This window comes from Peribacillus sp. YIM B13481 (assembly GCF_042787985.1).
GTDB lineage: Bacteria > Bacillota > Bacilli > Bacillales > DSM-1321 > Peribacillus > Peribacillus simplex_A.
On the sequence record NZ_JBHZPE010000037.1, the window covers coordinates 1 to 20,432 of the forward strand.

Consider the following 20,432-nt stretch of genomic DNA (forward strand, 5'->3'; position numbering starts at 1 on the left):
TCCTTAGTGGTTGGTCGATGTGTACCCCCACAGTGGACTTTCACCACCTAGATAGTTGCCATGCCTGGCACACAAGAAAAAGTCTCCCCTATCCGGGAGGCTTTTAAATTTGGCCTATTTTTCTAACATGTTAAATACTTGCTCCACATCTTTATCACCCCGTCCTGATAAATTAACGATCAGGATATCATCTCTTGTTAACTCTTTTGCTAACTTCATGGCGTAAGCTAGAGCATGCGAGCTTTCGAGAGCTGGGATGATCCCCTCTGTTTTGGATAACACCTGAAAAGCCTCAAGAGCTTCTTCCCCTTTTACCGTCACATACTCCGCTCGTCCGCTATCTTTCAAAAAACTATGCTCGGGTCCAACACTTGGGTAATCCAAGCCGGCCGCTATGGAAAATGTCGGTTTTGGCTGCCCATGCTCATCCACTAACGTCAAACTTTTGAATCCGTGCAATACTGCCGGGACACCTTGCGAAATACTAGGGGCTTCAATTGGTTCTACACCAATTAAACGGACATTTTCTTCTTTGATATAATGTGCAAAAGCACCAATCGCATTGCTTCCCCCTCCTGCGCAAGCAATGATGGCAGTTGGGAGCTTTCCTTCCTTTTTAACGATCTGGCGTTTTGATTCTTCACTTATGATTGCTTGAAAATGCTTAACGATCGTTGGATAGGGATGCGGGCCCACTGCTGAACCAAGCAAGTAAAAAGTATTTTCATAGTTTTGCACCAAATCATTTAATGCCTCATCAACGGCATCCTTTAATCGCCCCTGTCCCTTTTCGACCGCTACAACTTTTGCACCCAACAATTCCATCCGAAAGACATTCAATGCCTGCCTCTCCGTATCCAGCTTACCCATATAGATTACACACTCTAAGCCGAACATCGCACATGCTGTTGCAGTCGCTACACCATGCTGTCCAGCGCCAGTTTCTGCGATGATGCGATTAGCACCCATCCGTTTAGCGAGCAGGATCTGTCCAATCGCATTATTAATTTTGTGAGCACCTGTATGATTCAAATCTTCACGCTTCAAATATATTTTTGCCCCGCCAATCTTTTTCGTTAAATTCTGTGCAAGGGTCAACGGGTTTTCGCGTCCGACATATTCTTTCAGATAATATTGAAACTCCTCAATGAATTCCGGGTCATCCTTATATTTCAGGAACTCCGTTTCTAAAATATCCATAACTTCCTGTAGTTCACCCGGTACAAAGCTCCCACCGAACTCACCAAAGTATCCCCTGCTCTTGATCTCACTCGTCATACTCTTCTCTACTCCTTTAAAAGGTATTTTTCTCCTCTAGTATATAGTAATTTTTTATATTTTTTCAAACTATTCTGTTTATTTGGTGAAAATCGAGTTTGTCTACAGTTTTTTTTGCTTGTACAATTTGAACGTTGATTTCCAATCCAGGCACTCGCTTTCCGCGGGCGGTCAGTGAGCCTCCTCGGCTTGCGCCTGTGTGGGTCTCCCCTAGACGCGCTTTTCCCGCAGGAGTCTCGTACCTTCCGCTCCAATCAACTTTGAGTATTAAAACTTAAGGTGATGAGGATGCTTTCTAAACATGATTTTATTCAGCGAGATCGATTTGAAATGCGCCAGTGCGAATAAGCGGAAATTTAAAAAAAAAATCGTTCGCAAGGAAACACGTGCGTATCAAGGACGACTTCAAGAAGAAATATATCAAACCGTGAAAACCATAATAAAAAACCTTTTCCACCGGATAAACTTAATAAGGAAGAAACCAAAGAAATTAAACAAAGTACAACTGACCGTGAGAGTGGTTACTATGTCAAAGATGAACGAACAAAACAGTTTGCCTATTCATTTGTGGCTACCGACCGCAACGGTTTTGTACTGGGGACAATTGTAACACCTGGACATGATAGTCACATCTTAGAGCCACTTGTTGGACAAGTAATTGAAAAAGCTGGAAAACCAAAAGCTTTTGCCGCAGATGCAGCTTATAAAACACCGGCGATTACAAGCTATCTATTTGGTAATAAAATAACACCGGCTTTACCGTATACACGTCCTCGAACAAAAGAAGGATTCTTCTGCAAATATAACTATGTTTACGATGAACATTTTGATTGTTACCTTTGCCCTTCGGGAGAGCTATTAAAGTACTCAACAACGAATAAAGAGGGCTATCGTGAGTACAAATCACCAAAACCCATTTTTATCAAAGTGTACCCAAAGTAAAGACCATCAAAAAGTAGTGACACGTCATATTTGGCAAGATTATATGGAAGAAGCAGATCATCTGCGTCATCATCAAGATGTAAAACCTATCTATGCGAAACGTAATGAAACGATTGAGCGTGTTTTCGCAGATGCAAAAGAAAACCATGGCATGCGTTGGACTACTTTAAGGGGACTTAAAAAATTGTCGATGCAGGCGATGCTCACTTTCGCTGCCATGAATAAAAAGAAGATGGCCAATTGGACATGGCTATGTCCAAAAATCGCCTAACATAGTAGGCTCGTAGAGATCCAATTCCTTAATATTGAGCAAAATTCAAAGGGAATTTCAAAAGGGGGTTCGGAATGTTTTAATTCCGAACCCCTTTTGTCTACAGACAGAGTGTCCCACATAAATGGGACACTCTGTCTCTCTTATAATTCCAATAAATGCGATCCGTCAAAGAAAAACAGGTAACGGCTGGTTACTTTCTTATTCAATATCCCTTCAACAGCCCTCGTATATAGCTGAAGCTGCATCCGGTATCGATCGGCAAGGATTTCTTTAGCCCCTTCATACCCGCTAGCAAAACGGCCAGTGATTGTATCCGTTTTATAATCGAGTAGCACAAGACCTTGTTCATCCTCAAAGATACAATCAATCACACCTTGGATAAGGATCTCCTCTTCGCCAGTTGCCCAATCGCTGTAAGCCTCTTTTGCAGGCACCGACATCGTAAATGGCACTTCACGGCGAATGCTCCCGGCCCTCTGCATTCTTTGGCCGATTTCACTGTCAAAGAAATCGACAATCGTTTCCGGATCCACAGCTTCTTTCTGTTCCTCCGTCAACAACTCTCGTTGAATCAAGTCTACCATCAGTTCCAGAATCGATTGAATGGTAATCTCTTTAGATAGATCAATATGCTGCATGACTAAATGTGTAATCGTACCCCTTTCAGCAGGTGTCAGTGACTTTTCTTGCATGAAAGTCGGACGCTTCGTGATGGGACGTTTAAATTTACGTAACAACTCCGTGGAGCTTTGCTCGTCCTTCAATTCATATTGACGTTTTAGTTCAGAAACGGATTGTTTGGAACGATACACCGTCGCCTCATGCTCGGGGTACTCCCATTCGAGCTGTTTTTTGATATCATCATAAAATTCGGAAACCATCGCGACCTTCTCTGATTTTTGGACATGATCGAGTATTTGCTCCTGTACCAGCGCCTCTTCCTCATCCAGGACAGCAAGTTCTTCACTCGGAATGACGGAAATGGACCAATTCGATGGATGCGACTCCATTTCCAAGCCAAGGCCTGCAGCACCAAGGGAATCCCGATGCCGGACAAGGGATGGACCAATCCAATCAAGATAGCTTTTTGCACCTGCCCGTACATAGTCCTTTAAAAGCCAATCTCCATGTGCCGCATTACTTTCCCAGTTCTGCTGCGTTTTTTCTGCATCATTGATGCTGGCAATTAAATAAAGCTTTTCTTTAGCTCTAGTAAGTGCCACGTAGAGGACACGCATCTCCTCGGCAATTAATTCAAGCTGCTTTTTTTTCTTAAAAGCCAATTGAGGGAGGGATGGATAAGTTATCCGTAATTCGGAATTCACATACTTAGCCGCAAAGCCATAATCCTTATCCAGTAAATACGGCTTGCGTATATCCATCATATTGAATTGCTTGGAAAGACCGGCAAGAAACACGATCGGGAACTCAAGACCCTTTGACGAGTGAATCGTCATCAGGCGGACTACATCTTCCTGTTCCCCTAAAGCCCGGGCTGCCCCTAGATCATCTCCACGTTCTTGCATCCTTTCTATGAAACGCAAGAAACGGAACAGACCGCGGAATGAACTTGCTTCATATTGCCTTGCCCTGTCATACAAAGCTCTTAAATTGGCCTGGCGCTGTTTACCACCTGGCATCCCTCCTGCAAAATCATAAAACTGCGTTTGGCGATATAGAAGCCAGATCAAATCTGATAATGCTTCCTGCCTGGCAAGCTTCCTCCACTTTACTAGCTTTTTATAAAAAGTTGAGGCTTTTTCATATAGCCCGGGATGTTCTTCCGGGTCACTCTTTCTGTAAAAATCAGCTAATGCTTCGTAATAGCTCCCTGTATGGAATAAACGCACCTGTGACATTTCTTCTTCATCCAGCCCGACTATAGGTGAACGGAGAACGGAAGCCAATGGGATATCCTGCTGCGGATTATCAATCACCTTCAATAAGGAAATCATGATGGCCACTTCGGTCGCTTCAAAATACCCTGTCGACAAATTGGCATAGACTGGAATCCCCTGCTTTTTAAATTCCTCCATGATTTGCGGTGCCCACGGCATCGAGCGAAGAAGAATGACCATGTCACGATATGTGGCAGATCTGTACTTTTTGGTTTTCGTATCATATATCCGATGCTTTTCGCCTATAGCCTTTTTAATGAGCTTAGCCATTTGCCTTGCTTCAAGCTGCGCTTTTTCAAGTTCCTCAGCCTCAAACCCGCCATCCGATCCTTCCATGTCCGAAAGGGCTCCCGAATCGGCTGTTCCATCAATTAAATGGAGTTCAATTGGGTTTGGATCGTCTTCGGGATATGGGGCACCTTTCTTCAATTGGGCATCTTCATCATAATCAATCTCACCGACTGTAATGCCCATCAACTGTTGAAACAAGAAGTTCGTCCCATCGAGAACTTCCTTTCGGCTCCTGAAATTGCGGTTTAAATCTATTTTAAGTCCGGACTCAACACCATCATGGGTAAAACGTGTGTATTTTCCAAGGAAGAGATTCGGTTCCGCAAGCCTAAAGCGGTAAATGGACTGCTTGACATCGCCTACCATAAACAGATTCCCATTATATTCGCCGTCAGCCGTCACCAGTTTTAAAATGGATTCCTGAACAAGGTTCGTATCCTGATACTCATCTACGAGAACCTCCTTGAACTGATTCCTGTATTCGAAAGCTGCCGCTGAAGGTTTTCGTTCGCCATCCACAATCTCCCCTGTCAAAATCCGAAGACAATAATGTTCCAAATCAGCAAAGTCCACTAAGTTCTTTTCTGCTTTTGCAGCAAAGAATCGATCGTCAAACTGTTTAACAAGCATTACAAGTGTATCGACATAACCCTTGAGCTCCCTTATATCGCGCAGATAGCTTTCCGGTTTTCGGGAAAATAACTCTTCCTGTAACGATTTGATGATCTTCTTCGCCTTATCGCGATACTTGGTAGCCTCATCCGATACTTCCTTGATAAAATCTTCACCAGTAAGCCGTTTTGCCGTTCCAAATTTCACGTTTTGGATTTCTTCATAAAGAGAATTCCAGGATTGGTCTTTCACTTCCGAAAGTTTAGCAACCAGGGTCAAATCGGCTAAATAGTTCTCAGCCCTTGGTGCCGGCCCCCCAGGGACTTTTGTCAACGCAAGCGACCGTTCCAATAAATCCCTGGCAGTGTCCAGTTGTAAACCAATATCGAATTTCAATGAATCGATAAACGAAAGGTCATCAATCCCATCATCATCAGCCAACTCATACATGCTTGCTGCACCATTGAGCCATCTGTCCGGATCAGGATTTGATTGCGAAAAATCATACAGCGATCGAACTATATTCTGAAGTGCATCATCATTTCGATCGCTCGTAAAAGCATCAACCAAATTAAAGAACTCATCATTATCATTTTGGCCATACTGTTCCTCGAAAAGTTCTTCCATCACTTCATCACGGAGTAGCTGGATCTCTGTAGAGTCTGCAATCCGGAAGCCTGGGTCGATTTCCGTCAGGTAATAATACTTCCGGATCACCTCTAAACAAAAGGAATGAAGTGTGGAAATTGAAGCGCGATTAATCAAGCTCAACTGCTTCCGCAAATGCTGTGAATGCGGATTTTCATTGATCGCTTTTTCTAATGCCTCGCTTACCCTATGGCGCATCTCGGCAGCCGAAGCATTGGTGAATGTAACGACGAGCAGTTCATCAACATCGATTGGATCTTCTTCTGAAATGACTTTTTGGATGATCCGATTGACCAGGACCGCAGTTTTCCCTGAACCTGCAGCCGCCGCAACCAGTATGTCCTGATCTTTAGCCCATATCGCCTTCCACTGATCTTCCGTCCAGGTCACGTCTCCTGGCAGAGCAGGGATTTTCGTTTTACTCATCGCTCTCCCCCTCCCCTCTTAATAGCTCAAGAACATCATTTTGTTTCTTCTGTGCTAAATTCCTAAATTGATTCTCCTCGAGTGACTGGTCGAATTGGCATACCGATTTAAAGGAACAGAAGGTGCACGGCGTTTTTTCCTTTAATTTATATGGCGTTATATCCACATCACCATCGACCATTCGATCACCAGCCTCCTGATAAACGCGGCGCACATGATGATTCAGAAGCGAAAACTCTTCCCTGCTGGCTACTTTGGAAGCCGCCAGGAGCGAACCATCCTTTTTAAATCCAGCTGGAATAATATCCGACTTACCTGAATTTTCAATATCAAGCGAAGTATCCATCATCTGAATGACATTTGAATGATCCAGTACAAGTCCATTCATTTTAAAACTTTTATAAATTTCTTCTTCAATTTTATCCAAACTGAGCATTCCCTTTGATTTGACAACAGGATTATGCACATGAAAATACAAAACGCCGGCTGGAATAGCTTCCTTTCCAATTAGCGACTTCGAATGGGTGACGACGATATCAAGGTATGTCAACATTTGCAGCGCAAGTCCATAATATACTTCACTCATGTTCAGTTCCTTTTCACTCGACTTATAATCGAGCACACGCAAATAGACACCCTCACCTTCTTCCGCTTTATCCACACGGTCAATCCGCCCGATCAATTCCATCTTCGTACCGTTTTTCAATGTGAAAGAAAGTGGCGGCAGCTCTCCATTTTTTCCGAATCCGAGTTCTAATCCAATTGGAGCAAAACCGCTCATCTTTGCATGTTCACTTAATACGATTGAGGCTCGTCCAATCACGTGTTCCAGTTTCCTGCGTAAATAGTGATGGCGGTTCGTACTTAACAAAATCTGATTTTGAAGTTTAGGAGCAAGTTTCTCCACAGCAATTCTAGCCAACTCCAAACATTGTTCCTTCGTCAAAGCAGACCAAGGAATATCATGTTCCTTTAAGTAATCCGAAATTATTTTCAACGCTCCGTGGAACATCTCACCAATATCCGGTGCATCCAAACGGAAAATTTGCCTTTCCCTCAATTTCAAGCCATGAGCGGCATAATGGGAAAACGGGCAGCTATTGAACATTTCCATCCGGGATACACTCGTAAGAATGCTCTCACCATATAATTGCTTGCTTGTTTCCTCTGATAATTTCTTTGTTCCATTTTGATAAAAAAGGCTCGATAAAACCTTGGTTGCTGAAGGACCGGCCTTTTCATCCTCCAAAATGGAATTATATACATCCCACCAAAGTGAATGGATTGGATAGTTCCTTTTTTTCAGCTGCAATTGGGCAGCGAGGTACGATAGTGCCACATCATAATTCGCCGCATATTTCACCTGTTCCTCAGCAGTCAGATCGGATGGATCGTTCATATAATACACATCGGAAACGTTAAGCAATACGTCCCTTACCCTTTTCAAATAGGATGAGGGTAAAAGTGCCTTTCCTTCCTCATCGGCAAGCGGATATGATAAATAAAGGGCCTCAGCAGGTGTAGTAAAAGCTTTATACGCAGTAAACTCCTCATCAAGGAGGCGCACCTTTGAATTTGGAGCAACATCAAGTCCACCAGCCAGCAGCACCTCACGATCACTATCTGAAAATATTCCGTCAGATAAAGCCTTTCCTGGCAAAACCCCTTCATTCAAGCCGATGACAAAAGCTGTCCTCACATCATCCAGGCGGGATAAATCGAGATTAGCTACTAGGACTTGGTCAATTGCCGGCGGTACCAAAGAATATTCAAGTGACTCCAGACCAGCTTCAATGACTACCGCAAACTGTTTCATGGAAAGCTCTTCCCCGCTCAGCAGTTCAACGAATTGGTCTAGTAAGTCGACAACCGCATTCCACGTTTGCTCATGCTCTCTAGCTGATACCAAATCACCCGCTTCTTCTGCCTCCTGTTTCAGTTTTTCCAATTTTTCCGGTACATGCAATTCCTCAAGATATAGATAAAGGGCCTCACACAATTCCCTGCCATTAGCTGCCTTTTTAACACGTTTTGATAGCTTCAAGATGGGCTCGGTAAATAATTGCTTCATCTCATTCAGCTCTTGCTCAAGCTTCATTTCCTTATCCGTCTGGTTTCGGTCCTCTAGTTCCAGTCCGCGGAAACGCCGGTAGGTCCAACGCTCTTTGGACGTCCACCTGCTTCCTTTAATTCCACGGGCCAGCACATAGTTTTCCAGCTTATCAACCTGTTCGCGCATTCTATCGTGATTTTTTTGCAGCGGAAATAGAAGCTCCGTCTTGATTGCACGAAATACCGGCTCATAACGCCAATATCCATTGATGATCTCCAAAGTCGAACGAATCAGTTCAATCAGAGGATGATTCAGCATGGTCCGTTTGGAATCGACGAACAAGGGGATTTGATAATCCCGAAAAACGGTTTGTAAAATATCTGTGTATGCCTCTCCATTTCGGACTAAAATCGCAATATCACGGAAACGGTGCTGTTTCTTTCTGACAAGCGTCAAGATGTCCCGGGCAACTCCTTCAATCTCAGCTCTGCGGTTAACTGCCTGGGCAATCGTTACATCAGGTGACTGCCCAAACGTCCGTGCAGGACGAATGGCAAAGTAAGTTTCCAGATGATTCAGGCCCGGACTCTTTCCAAACCTTTCCGTCCCTTTTAAGATTCGGTCTTCTGAAATGGGTATACCGTTCCTCAATCCAGCCTGATAAAGGTTATGATAAAGATTTCCCGTTTGCCTGAATAATTGCAAATCATCCGGAGCATATTGTCTGTAGGGCTGATCTAACGTCAGCGAGACCGTTACACTCCTGCACAGCTTCATCATTTCTTCCACAATCAACAATTCCTGTGGCGTCAAGCTATAAAAACCATCGATATAGATATCCGCATTCCTTATATATGAAGACTCAGACATTTTCTCGATAAGCAAAGTGAAATAGTCTTCGGAATCTAAATATTTGCCAACCATTTCATCCTCAAACGCCTGATAGACCAATTCAAGGTCATGAAGTTTATCCTGAATGCCGCTGCCGGAGGGTGATGTTTCGGTCAAATAGTTTTGAATGTCATCCGGTTTGATGCAATACTGCTTGAACTCAGCCAGCATAAGCTCCATCTGTGCAATGAACCCCTGCTTATCAGCAGATCGACGAAACATCTTTAACTCTTCTTTTTTATCCTCCATGATTTTCCTTATCAACATATTAACGCCAACGCTGTCCAAATGGAGCCGGCTCATTCCCCCAGTTTCCTGAAGAACGCGCCAAGCAAGCCTGCTAAAACTGAAAACCTGTGTACGGATCATTCCGGCAAGGCCTGGTGTTTTAATTAATTTATATTCAGATAGAAACGTCATCTGATCAGGAACGAGGTAGATAATTGGATTGCCTTCGGGATTTTCTGCCAATTTGGTGCGAATTTCGCCCAATATATTCGAAGTTTTCCCTGCACCCGATCTTCCCAGTAAAAAACGGAGTGACATCTCTTTTCCCCCTTATACAACATAATATCTAGATCCATCATACCAGAAATACTTTCGTCTTTTTGACTAGGTTTCTGTTTCCAATTAGATTTACATTCTATTATTTTACCGTTTCCCTTTAAAAAACACCAACCGTACGTTCGCGTTTCCTCCAAAAGAAAAAGCCCTGATAATTTTCGGGCTTCCTCAATCATTCACCTGTAAATTTATAATTGAACTCTTTGATCGGCCAATATCGAACATCGACTTTACCGACAACATTTTCAACTGGTATGTAACCAAAGTGACGGCTGTCCGCACTTTCAAGGCGATTGTCACCCATGACAAAAAGCTTGCCCTCCGGGACTGTTGTCATGCCCGTCAATTCCTTTAATGTAAAATCGCCCGTAAAATCCTGTCCCGGGAAACCTTCCTTGTATTTCTCAAGATAAGGCTCATCCACTTTCTCACCATTTACGTAAAGCCAATCATCTTTATAACGAATGCGGTCACCTGCAATCCCTATAACTCGCTTAACATAATCTTCCTGTGCATTCGCATGAAAAACTATAATGTCAAAACGGTTGATATCTTGAATCTGATAATGGATTTTATTCACGACAAGTTTATTACCGTCTTCAAGAGTCGGCTGCATCGAATCCCCTTCAACATCATAGCTTGAAAAGAAAAATGTACGGATTAAGATGTAAATAACAAAAGCTATCATGGCTGCTTTTATCCAATCGGACAAAGAATTCTTGTTTGTTTTTTCCATCTGGTTCAACCCCTACTACATTTATATACTAATTTATTGTCCTTCTTCTCTCTTCATGCTTTTATTTAATCGGACTTCCAGTCTTTTTCCCACATACCATAGGATAAAGATGACAATCCCAATAATGATCGTACGTACAGGCTTATGTATTAAGGATACCAAATCGTAACCTACGAAGCTGATCGTAAAAATCATCACCGCTTTCCCTCCAACGACTGCAAGTCCATATTGCAAGGGACTTACCTTTGAAAGTCCTGCCACGATATTCACGATGGCCGACGGTGTAAAAGGGAAGCAGAGCAGTATGAACAAAGGACCGAATCCATGGCTTTCCACCCAAACCATCAACCTCTGCACCTGCTTATGTTTTTGCAAAAATCGAAAAAACCTCATTTGACCATATCTTCTAATAACTAAAAAGATCAAAAAAGACCCCGCTACTGCACCAATCCAAGAAAATAAAAATCCCCACCAGAGACCAAAAGCCGTTGCATTTGCAAGCACGAACACCACTAAGGGTAAAAAGGGCAAAAAAGCTTCCAACATCGGCAGTAAGATTCCGGGAATTGGACCGAATGAGCGATATTGCTGAATGAGCGCCGATATATTATCAAGTGTAAACCACTCACGTATAGTATCCAAATCCATAATTATCTCCCTCGACATGCTACTATCAAAGCAGCATAAACTTATTAAAAACCGTTTACTTTAGATATATCACTTTCCCCTGAAATTGCAAGAATTATTATCCATATATCTTCATACTTTCCCTATCTCAGGAAAACATAATCTTGTTAACAAAAATTTCATCATTTCTCAAAACTTCTTGCATATAAACTGAAAATACATTAGGATAAACAAGCGGGAACAAACGTTCTATTTTTCACAAGATATACATATTAATATTAAAAACGTGCTTTTTTAGAAAGGAGCGGTCATGATGACCCGCATTCCAGAAGATGACCGAAATATGATTGAAAAAGCCATCTACCTCCCTATGGTTATTACAGTCTTAAACCGGGATCTCAAGGTCATCGAAATTAGTCCGTTTAAATTAAAAAGGCCCTATTCGGAACTAGTCGAGCATATATTAAAAGTCGTTCAGGACGATCTTGCCGAGGTACGGCGCTATTTGCGCAAGGAGAATATTAAAGTAAGTGAAATCAAACGTGATGAATCCTTCACGATGTACTGTTTTTTATATAAAGGATATGAAGAACATCATAATTATTTCAATCCCCGCCTTCGGAATAAAACGGAAGACTTGTTATGTTATTACTTTTTCGAAAAAAGTCACCATGCTAGGGATATTTAGCGGCTTATCCCTATGCTGCCATCCTCCATGTATGATTATCTGTTAATGATATAGATGCATTGGGGTGTAGGGAAAGTATGACCATTAAAAAACGCATCTCTTCTTTCCTGCTTCTTATAGATGAGTGAGTCAATTTATCATGACCAAGATCGATAAGGCTCACTACCCTCAACTATTGTCATAAACCGTTTGCACATTTAGCTGCTTACTGATTATGACAAACATTTTCGAGGACACAGTCTTAACGAATAATAGGCCGGGCTCGTATGCTCATATTTAATCGGTATTTTACTCACATCTTATTCTGTACATTTAATAAAACTATTCCCCAACACTATCATTTTAGAGTCAGCAAAACGTTTTTGCAAAAGATTGTTATAAGTCTATATTAGAGACAAATGAAAACGTTATCCTTTACCTTACTTTGGTCACGGCAGATGAATAAAACGGCAAATCAATATAATCTCTATCATTATGTATAAAAAGACCTTTGTGAAACATAGAGGTTATCTATTATATTGTGAAGTGAATAACTCACAAACTTATACTCCTTTGTTTAATCGTAAAATCATTGGATGTTAAAATAACCCTCCCTCAATTTAGAAAACTTAGGAGTAATCTATATTGTGGGCTGGAATTAATTATTTTTATAAAAGTACTAACGGTAATAATATTATTTGAAGAGGGAACATGGTAGGAGGGAAACATCACATTTACTAAAGAAAGGACTGAAAAAATTTAAAAAGAAATCGACGATTTATGGAAGTGTTATTTGAAGATTAATAATAGAGCCCTTCTCTTATGAGAAGGGCTTGCTTTAATTTTGACTAAATGCCGTTTGCATCCTTTACATTCCAGTCAGCACTGTTACGATTTTCACAGCCTGGATCCGCCTTCCTTCAATTGCTTGGTATATACTTTGACATTACCTCTGAAGCCTTGACTCCATTTGCCTCGGAGAACAGATAGAACGATTTCCTCTTTGTTTCCTCAATCCTCTGGATCAGTTTCGTTTTTAAAAAAGATGTCCGGTGCAGCTGGTTTTCAAAAGAACTGCATGATACTTCTATATCGATGGTTTGTCTATTCCTGAATGTGATGGTTGTATGTTTGGAATCCAGGCGATCATAGGATACCACATGCTCATGTGATAACCAGATGCATTGAGGACGCAACGGAGATGTAGTTGGAAAGAAGAAGATCGAACTGGTCGGATCAATTGCAATCGGTGCTTTATGTGTGATGTTTATGAGCTGTTTCGTGCCTTGTTTGCGTCCTTCATAACTTGATCCGAAAAACTCACAGCTTTTCTTTACTATTTCCAAAGGTTTAAACGGGGAGATGAACTCGTCCTCCATTTCAACGATACGGGCATATATTTTACTTCCATAATTAATTGGTGAAACCATTAGTGTATAGGGCGTGATTTCATATTCCTCGATGATTCCCTGACTGTTTTCCTTCATTTTCAATCCACCTCTTCCTCATTGCATTAAAAAGTAAAACTATAAACACCATTTTACTTTACCAAACCTTATACTCTTAATCGCTTGTACCCTTCCATTCCCCATTGTACAAAAAGGTGAAGGGAGATAGTAAATATATGCTAAATTCCTCACTATAATAGCACAACCTGTAAAGATAAAAAGCAAGTTCACAAAAAATTAAAAATTCTTTTAAAAAGTGGTCATTTCGTCATCTAAACGACACATTCTCTATTAAGTTTAAATTTTTTTGAATTTTCAGTTGATTTTATCCATTCAAATCCATATACTAATAAAAAGGGTCAGGGGTGGTAACTTTGAAAAATGAAAAATCTTATTCAGAGTCAGTGAAGTCCTTATCAATGAGCGAAATGAAAAACGATGCTGTGGTTCAGGAAATGTTAATTGATATGATTATTCTGGAATCCGTCCTTACTACCAAAAAGAATATCCTTGCGAAACAGATTGATGAAGCCCTGGATATGAAAAACAAACCTTTATTCCTAAAACTAAGTTCTGAAATGAACGTTTTACTGAAACAGTTTGGAAATTAAAATGAATGACTAAAAAACAGCCTGATAATCAAAACAGCCTCCCATAAAGTGGGAGGCTTTTCTTTTTATTATCACTCTTTATGAAACATCCCCATGACCTCGGCTGTTTCCGTTATATTGACAAAAGCATTGGGATCCACTTCTTTTATCATCGCTTTTACATCGGTTAATTGATAACGGGTAATGACTGTCATCATTACTTTACTCTTTTCTCCAGAGTATGCACCTTCACCATCCATGACTGTAATTCCTCGATATAGGTTGGTCAGGAGCTTCGTTTTCATTTCGTCACTCTTTTTCGTAACGATCATTAATGTTAATTTAATGTGATTGGAATGAATCGTATCAATCACCTTTCCTGCTGCATATATGGAAATCAGCGTATATAATGCGGCATCCCAACCAAAGATGAAGCCTGAGATAACCACCACTACTGCATTCATCACCGAAAGCAATGTACCAAGTGGAAAGTCGCTCTTCTTAGCCAAAAGCATGGCAATGATATCAAAACCGCCGGAAGATCCTGAAGCGCGAAAGATGATGCCTATACCGAATCCCGATATGATTCCGCCAAATAAAGAAGACAAAATCGGTTCAGTGGATATTCCATGTACCGGAATGAGATATAAACTGACTGATATCACGACAACTGAAAATATCGTATAGGTGATAAAGCGTCTTCCTAATTTCAGGTATCCAAGAATTAACAATGGCAGGTTCAATAGAAAATTCAATATCCCTGTGTTGACTGGAGTAATGATTCCGAACATAATCGCAAGTCCACTAAGTCCGCTGCTTAAAATTAAATGAGGTATCAAAAATAAGTTGTAGGCTACTGCAACAAGCACTGAGCCTATAGTGATGCAAAGTACATTATACATATCTGATCTCCTTAAAACGAACTGGGAATTTAATTTATTATATTAGAGAACCTAAGATTTTTAAAAATAATAGTTTTTTCTGAAAACGACATTTAAACTTCCACTTTCCTGGTATTAGGAAGAAAAAAAGCCAGCTGATTTTCAGCTGGCTTTCAATCACCCTTTGTATCTGCATTTTCAACCGTGGAAATCCGCTCGAGCATGGTTGGATGGGAATACCGCAGCCACTTTACCAGGAATGGCGGATTGACCTGGCTCAAACCCGACCTCGTGAGTTCCTGGAAGGTAGTGATTGCTGATTCTTTATCCCCGGTCATTTCAATGGCATAACGGTCAGCCCTCGTTTCTTGATATCTGGAAACATAATTGGACAGCGGACTGGCAGCAAACAGCAGAACAGACGTTATTAAAAGAAATAATGGAAGAGAAGAAATGTTATCAACCGTACGTACCTTTAACAGGTGGCCCCAGCGCCTTATGATATAATTCATGATTTTCGATGTCAGCCATAGACCGATTAAAGTCATTCCTATATAACCTGCAATCCCTATATAAATATGCTTTTCGACATAATGGGCCATTTCATGTGCCATGATGAAAAGGATTTCATCTTCCTTTAGCTTGTTCAGGGTCGTATCCCAAAGGACTATCCTAGAGTTGGAACCTATACCGTTCACGTATGCGTTCAAGGCATTTGTCTTTTCCGCCATATTTACTTCAAATACGTGTTCAGCCGGAATTTCAGCCTGTGAGGCAAGTGCCAATATTTCCGTTTCCAGCTCTTTATTTTTGAGCGGATAGAATTCATTATACAGCGGATCAATCAATACAGGCTGAACAAACATCAAGAACAAGGTAAATGGAATGGACAACATCCAAGCATAAAGCCACCACCTCTTCACACTTTTCTTCATTAACCAATATAAGACGGAAACGATGATGAACATCATTCCAAAATTCACCCAGAATTCGATGACTCCATCCTTCATCCACGAGGTGAAACTTTGTGTACTGATATGGTAACTTTTACTTATCCGATAACCAATGAAGCGGATTGGAAATAGTGCCAGGTAAGAAATCACAGAAAGCCAGAATAAGTAGATGCCCGTTTGGATCACTTTCCGTTTCGAAACCGCCAAAGATGACCTTTCAAAAACTTTTGAAAAGCCAAATAATAAAATGAAGAAATACAGCAGCCATTCATATGGCGTAGAAACGAAAAAAATAAAATTTCGCAGGCCTGAATATTCTTCGCTAAGCTTTAGTTCCCTAGCATTCAAAAATGTTGCAGGGTCTGCTGCAGTACCACGCAATGCTTCGGGAATGGAAGTATCCGCCCCGTAAAAAATATACCAATACATCACTGCTGCATAAAAGATAAATAATAGAATCGCTCTTCCTGCCCATTTTCTAACCATGATGCCCCTCCTTAAACGAATCTCCCTCTTATTAGTTTAATCCAAAATGGACAGGTTAGAACCCCATTTTCCTTCTATAATTATTTATTCCATAAATGTTCAAACAATCTTGATCATTAAATGCACGTCACGATGAAATAGTCTGGAAATACAAGGAGGCGGAACATAAAGCTTGTACCAGAGACATTTAAGATAAATAAAGCGGAGGATGGGAGGCATTACAAGGTATAGGTGAAGATATAAAAAGGATCGCAGACCCGTTCGATTTTCTTTTTCGAGATTAAGGCACCGCCTAATTTGTCCATACTGCCGCCACCCATATTTGCTTTAAGATGAAAATCGTCTCATCAAAGTCCTTGCGGTGAATATTAATCGATAAAGAATAAGGGTAAAAGGCCATTTTGAAACAAGCCGATTAACGGAGCGGAGGGCTTTAGTGGTCATCCCTTCATGATGCTATTTTTAAAACTATACAAAAGTGCCATAAGCTTCGGGCGATTCAGTTTTCTGTATACCCTGCACCGTGCCGATGGATAGAAAAAGTTTTTTGAAATTTGCTAATTCGTTTGGCATTCAGTGAGTAGAATAAGCAGTTCATGCTCGCGTTTGGAAAAAGACCCCTAATTTTTCTATTTCCTTGCCCGAAGATATTGGTGATTTTTCACCATCTGCTGCAGCTTCTTCAATAGAAAAGGTTTAAATGAAATAAAGATAAAATCAAAATTCAAACTGTAAAAGGCCATCACCCGTTTGCCTTCAGGATGATAGCCTTCTTTTTTGTTCCTCATCAATGAGTGTATCAAGTCTCATGATGCTTTCCTTTGCCCGGAGAAAATCAATCTTACGGTAATGGTGTTTTCCACCTTCTTCTTCATCTTTTTCGTCGGCCCATTTGACGACCTGCTGAAGCGGTGTTCGAATAATATCATTTGAAGGTAAAAACGAATCGGTGTGAAATAAAATGGCGAGGGAAATGGTCTTTGCCTTTATCGGGTTCTCTCCCAAACGGATTAACAGTTTATGTGCTCGTTCTGCGCCTTTAATAGGATGGATATCATTTTGTTTGTACAGATCATAATCCCACTTACCATTGCGATACCAGGTGAAATGGCCCATATCATGCAGAAGTCCTGCTTTAGCCGCAATATCAGGGTCTATCTTATATTCGTTTGCTAGGTGAAACGAATGATAGGCTACCGCAATCGCATGTGCCAGACCTGAACGGTTCAAGTATTTTTGAGCAATGGGATGTGTAAAAACATCTAAAAGCTTTACATCTCTCATCTAAACCCTCCTTACAATTATGTGGAAATTTTTAATGACAATCATAACTCTTTTCGAAACAAGAATCAAGGCTTTAAGCTACCCCGATATATTTTATGCAGCGAGATGCACATTGGTTGTACAAAAAAAGGACCATTGCAAGTTATAGGCAATGATCCTTTTGATTAACCAAATTCAGTTTTGTATTACATGGGTTTTTAAGGAACGCCGTAAAATTTTACCGGTTGTGTTTTTTGGCAATTCATCCAAAAACTCAATTTTTGCCGGAACCTTATATTTAGCCAAGTGTTCCATGCAATAGGCAAGTAGTTCTTCCTCGGTCAATGCACTGTTTTTCTTTACCACGAAGCAGTGAACAATTTCTCCCTGATTGGGATCCGGCACGCCTATAGCCGCTGCCTCAACTACTTCAGGATGGCCATACAGAATCTCTTCCACTTCACGTGGATAGACATTATAGCCACCGACGATGATGAGTTCCTTCTTACGGTCTACAATGAAAAGATACCCTTCATCATCCATCCTGGCTAAATCGCCTGTATATAACCAGCCATCTTTCAAGACCGCCGCCGATTCTTCAGGCATTTTATAATACCCCTTCATTACATTCGGACCTTTGACAATCAATTCCCCTACACCATTGATCGGCACTTCTTCCCCAAGCTCATTAACGACTTTGTTTTCCACTCTGAGGATGGAGGTTCCGATGGATCCTGCCTTCCTTGGACGATCCAAAGGATTGAAACAGGTAACAGGAGATGCTTCTGAAAAGCCATACCCTTCTGAAACCCTGACATTAAATTTCCGCTCGAATGATTCAAGCAGTGAAACTGGCATGGCGGATCCACCTGATATGCATATCCGCAATGACTTCAAAGCGTCTTCTTTTACATCTGGATATTGGAAAAGAAAATTATACATCGTAGGCACTCCAGCGAAAACGGTTGCATTATATTTTTTGATTTGACTGAATATTTCCTTTGGACTGAATTGCGGGACAATTAAAAGCGTACCTCCACTCAATAATGGGGCATTTACAACTACCGTTAAACTGAAAACATGGAACATTGGCAATGTCGTAATGACACGGTCATTTTCCGTGATTTTTAAATATTCACCAACATCATGTGCATTGGAGAATATATTGGTATGTGTGAGCATGGCCCCCTTTGGTTTTCCCGTTGTCCCGGAAGTATAGAGTATGATTGCCGTATCTTCAGGATCCAGTTCTGGTCCTTTATAGCCTTCATCCCCTTTCTCGACCATTTTTGTAAACGATTTCATTTTTGGGTAGATGTTCAATTTGCTAGTTTCCCCATTTTCCGGCTGTGTTTCACAAATTACATACATATCTACACTTGAGAGGATCGAGTTCATTTTCTCGAATAAGGGTAAAAGCTTATCTAATGCCACAACGACCTTTACATCGCCGTTATTCAGGATGTATCCAATCTCGTCAGGTGTGTAGATTGGATTTACGGGAATTACGGTCGCCCCTGTACGTAAAACTCCATACAACGAAATAATGAAATGTGGAGAATTGCCTAAAACCAGCGCAACATTATCACCTTTTGAAACACCCAGCCTATGTAATTCGTCTGCAAACTTCGAAACGGCTTTATCCAATTCCCCATATGAGGTGGATTGATCCATAAAATAAAAAGCTGGCTTGTCCGCCTTTCTTAAAGCAGTTTGATGAAGCTGTTCAGATAAATTCATCATTCTCCCTCCCCCCTGCAAATATAATGAATGAGTAATCATTCATTTTTATTATATTAAAAGAAAATGATTACAGCAACAATTTTATCCAAATTCAAGCAATTACTGTCATAATTAGACACAAAAACCGTCCTACTTAGTCAGGACGGCATTTCAGGCTTAATATATTAGGGCCAATATTTCTTCTTTCGTTACATTGCCAAAATAATGCCGAACATCTATCTCATCTAGTACATTGCTGATAGCTTTCTTTTCATAGCGTGATCCAGTAAGCTTCTGTTCAATATCCGCAACCTCTCCGACCCCGAAGAAGTCACCGTAGATTTTACAATGCTCAATGATTCCCCTGTTAACTTCAAGACGGATATCAACAGATCCCACCGAGAATCTATGCGAGTTTTGTAAGTTGAATTTAGGCGATTTTCCGTAGTTCCACTCCCAGTTTTGATACCTTTCTTCCGAGATTTTGTGAATTTTCTCCCAATCCGCCTCCGTTAAAACATACTCAGTGACCTCACCGCTTTCCTTAAAAATATTTTGCAGTAGGAATGAGCGGAATTCTTCAACAGACATCGGTTCTTTTAAAAAATCAGCGATATTACCGACGCGGCTTCTTATCGATTTAATCCCTTTAGACTCGATTTTATCTTTTTTCACTTTTAAAGCGGATACAATGTGATCCATTTCTGATTGAAACAACAATGTCCCATGACTGAACATTCTGCCCTTCGTTGAAAACATCGCGTTTCCGGAAATTTTCTTTCCTTCAGCCAGGATATCGTTACGTCCGCTTAATTCAGCTTGTATTCCTAGTTTTTCGAGCGTTTCCACGACAGGCTGGGTGAATTTCTTAAAATTATGGAAGCTATCCCCATCATCTCTCGTAATGAAACTGAAATTGAGATTCCCTAAATCATGATAAACCGCTCCACCCCCTGAAAGGCGGCGAACAACGGTAATGCCATTTCCATCTACATAATCGGCATTGATTTCTTCAATCGTATTTTGATTCCTTCCTATGATGATTGAAGGACGATTAATATAGAATAGAAGATAGGTCTCATCTATATTTAAATGTTTAAGCGCATATTCTTCGATGGCCAGATTAATTCTTGGATCCGTAATTCCATTATTATCAATAAAAAGCACAGTTGTTCCTCCTTG

13 protein-coding genes and 1 pseudogene are annotated in these 20,432 nt (G+C 40.9%); 3 read left to right on the forward strand and 11 right to left on the reverse strand.

Going from position 1 to position 20,432, the window contains the following annotated elements; genetic code table 11:
* Window positions 1-114: 114 nt before the first annotated feature.
* Entirely contained in the window at window positions 115-1,278 is a 1,164-nt protein-coding gene (gene trpB, locus ACFX4X_RS18310; RefSeq protein ID WP_377385190.1) for a tryptophan synthase subunit beta, read from the reverse strand.
* 334 nt (window positions 1,279-1,612) lie between these two features.
* On the opposite strand from trpB, the pseudogene ACFX4X_RS18315 reads away from it, so the two are divergent.
* Window positions 1,613-2,491: pseudogene (locus ACFX4X_RS18315) on the forward strand (transposase); the annotation flags it as partial.
* A 143-nt stretch (window positions 2,492-2,634) separates the two neighbouring features.
* On the opposite strand, the gene addA reads toward ACFX4X_RS18315, so the two are convergent.
* The 4 genes from addA to ACFX4X_RS18335 all read right to left on the reverse strand — a co-directional run bounded on the left by addA (window position 2,635) and on the right by ACFX4X_RS18335 (window position 11,261).
* Entirely contained in the window at window positions 2,635-6,369 is a 3,735-nt protein-coding gene (gene addA, locus ACFX4X_RS18320; RefSeq protein WP_377385192.1) for a helicase-exonuclease AddAB subunit AddA, read from the reverse strand.
* Complete coding sequence (gene addB / locus ACFX4X_RS18325) at window positions 6,362-9,859, reverse strand: helicase-exonuclease AddAB subunit AddB (RefSeq protein ID WP_377385194.1); 3,498 nt, start codon at window positions 9,857-9,859, stop codon at window positions 6,362-6,364. The genes addA and addB overlap by 8 nt, the downstream gene beginning before the upstream one ends.
* Window positions 9,860-10,049: 190 nt before the next feature.
* Window positions 10,050-10,613, reverse strand: coding sequence for a signal peptidase I (gene lepB, locus ACFX4X_RS18330; protein WP_284471490.1), 564 nt, complete (start codon window positions 10,611-10,613; stop codon window positions 10,050-10,052).
* Between the two features lie 33 nt (window positions 10,614-10,646).
* On the reverse strand, window positions 10,647-11,261 hold the full coding sequence (locus ACFX4X_RS18335; RefSeq protein WP_289320835.1) for a TVP38/TMEM64 family protein: 615 nt from the start codon (window positions 11,259-11,261) through the stop codon (window positions 10,647-10,649).
* Window positions 11,262-11,553: 292 nt separating this feature from the next.
* On the opposite strand from ACFX4X_RS18335, the gene ACFX4X_RS18340 reads away from it, so the two are divergent.
* Window positions 11,554-11,928, forward strand: a complete 375-nt coding sequence (locus tag ACFX4X_RS18340) for a YhjD family protein (RefSeq protein ID WP_061462043.1) — start codon at window positions 11,554-11,556, stop codon at window positions 11,926-11,928.
* A gap of 899 nt (window positions 11,929-12,827) precedes the next feature.
* On the opposite strand, the gene ACFX4X_RS18345 is transcribed toward ACFX4X_RS18340, so the two are convergent.
* Window positions 12,828-13,394, reverse strand: coding sequence for a competence protein ComK (locus ACFX4X_RS18345; protein WP_061462042.1), 567 nt, complete (start codon window positions 13,392-13,394; stop codon window positions 12,828-12,830).
* A gap of 335 nt (window positions 13,395-13,729) precedes the next feature.
* Here ACFX4X_RS18345 and ACFX4X_RS18350 point away from each other — a divergent pair, with 335 nt between their 5' ends.
* Complete coding sequence (locus ACFX4X_RS18350; RefSeq protein ID WP_061462041.1) at window positions 13,730-13,966, forward strand: IDEAL domain-containing protein; 237 nt, start codon at window positions 13,730-13,732, stop codon at window positions 13,964-13,966.
* Between the two features lie 71 nt (window positions 13,967-14,037).
* Here ACFX4X_RS18350 and ACFX4X_RS18355 read toward each other — a convergent pair whose 3' ends face one another.
* The 5 genes from ACFX4X_RS18355 to lplA form a co-directional block, all read right to left on the reverse strand.
* Window positions 14,038-14,847, reverse strand: a complete 810-nt coding sequence (locus ACFX4X_RS18355) for a YitT family protein (RefSeq protein ID WP_061462040.1) — start codon at window positions 14,845-14,847, stop codon at window positions 14,038-14,040.
* Window positions 14,848-14,999: 152 nt separating this feature from the next.
* Window positions 15,000-16,265 carry a M48 family metallopeptidase gene (locus tag ACFX4X_RS18360; RefSeq protein ID WP_377385197.1) on the reverse strand — a complete coding sequence of 422 codons (1,266 nt, stop codon included), beginning with the start codon at window positions 16,263-16,265 and terminating at the stop codon, window positions 15,000-15,002.
* Between the two features lie 756 nt (window positions 16,266-17,021).
* On the reverse strand, window positions 17,022-17,549 hold the full coding sequence (locus ACFX4X_RS18365) for an HD domain-containing protein (RefSeq protein ID WP_061462037.1): 528 nt from the start codon (window positions 17,547-17,549) through the stop codon (window positions 17,022-17,024).
* A 174-nt stretch (window positions 17,550-17,723) separates the two neighbouring features.
* Window positions 17,724-19,268: a fatty acid--CoA ligase family protein gene (locus ACFX4X_RS18370; protein WP_377385222.1), complete on the reverse strand. Its 1,545-nt coding sequence runs from the start codon at window positions 19,266-19,268 to the stop codon at window positions 17,724-17,726.
* Between the two features lie 159 nt (window positions 19,269-19,427).
* A complete protein-coding gene (gene lplA, locus ACFX4X_RS18375; protein ID WP_284471493.1) occupies window positions 19,428-20,417 on the reverse strand; it encodes a lipoate--protein ligase in 990 nt (329 codons plus the stop codon).
* Window positions 20,418-20,432: the final 15 nt, after the last annotated feature.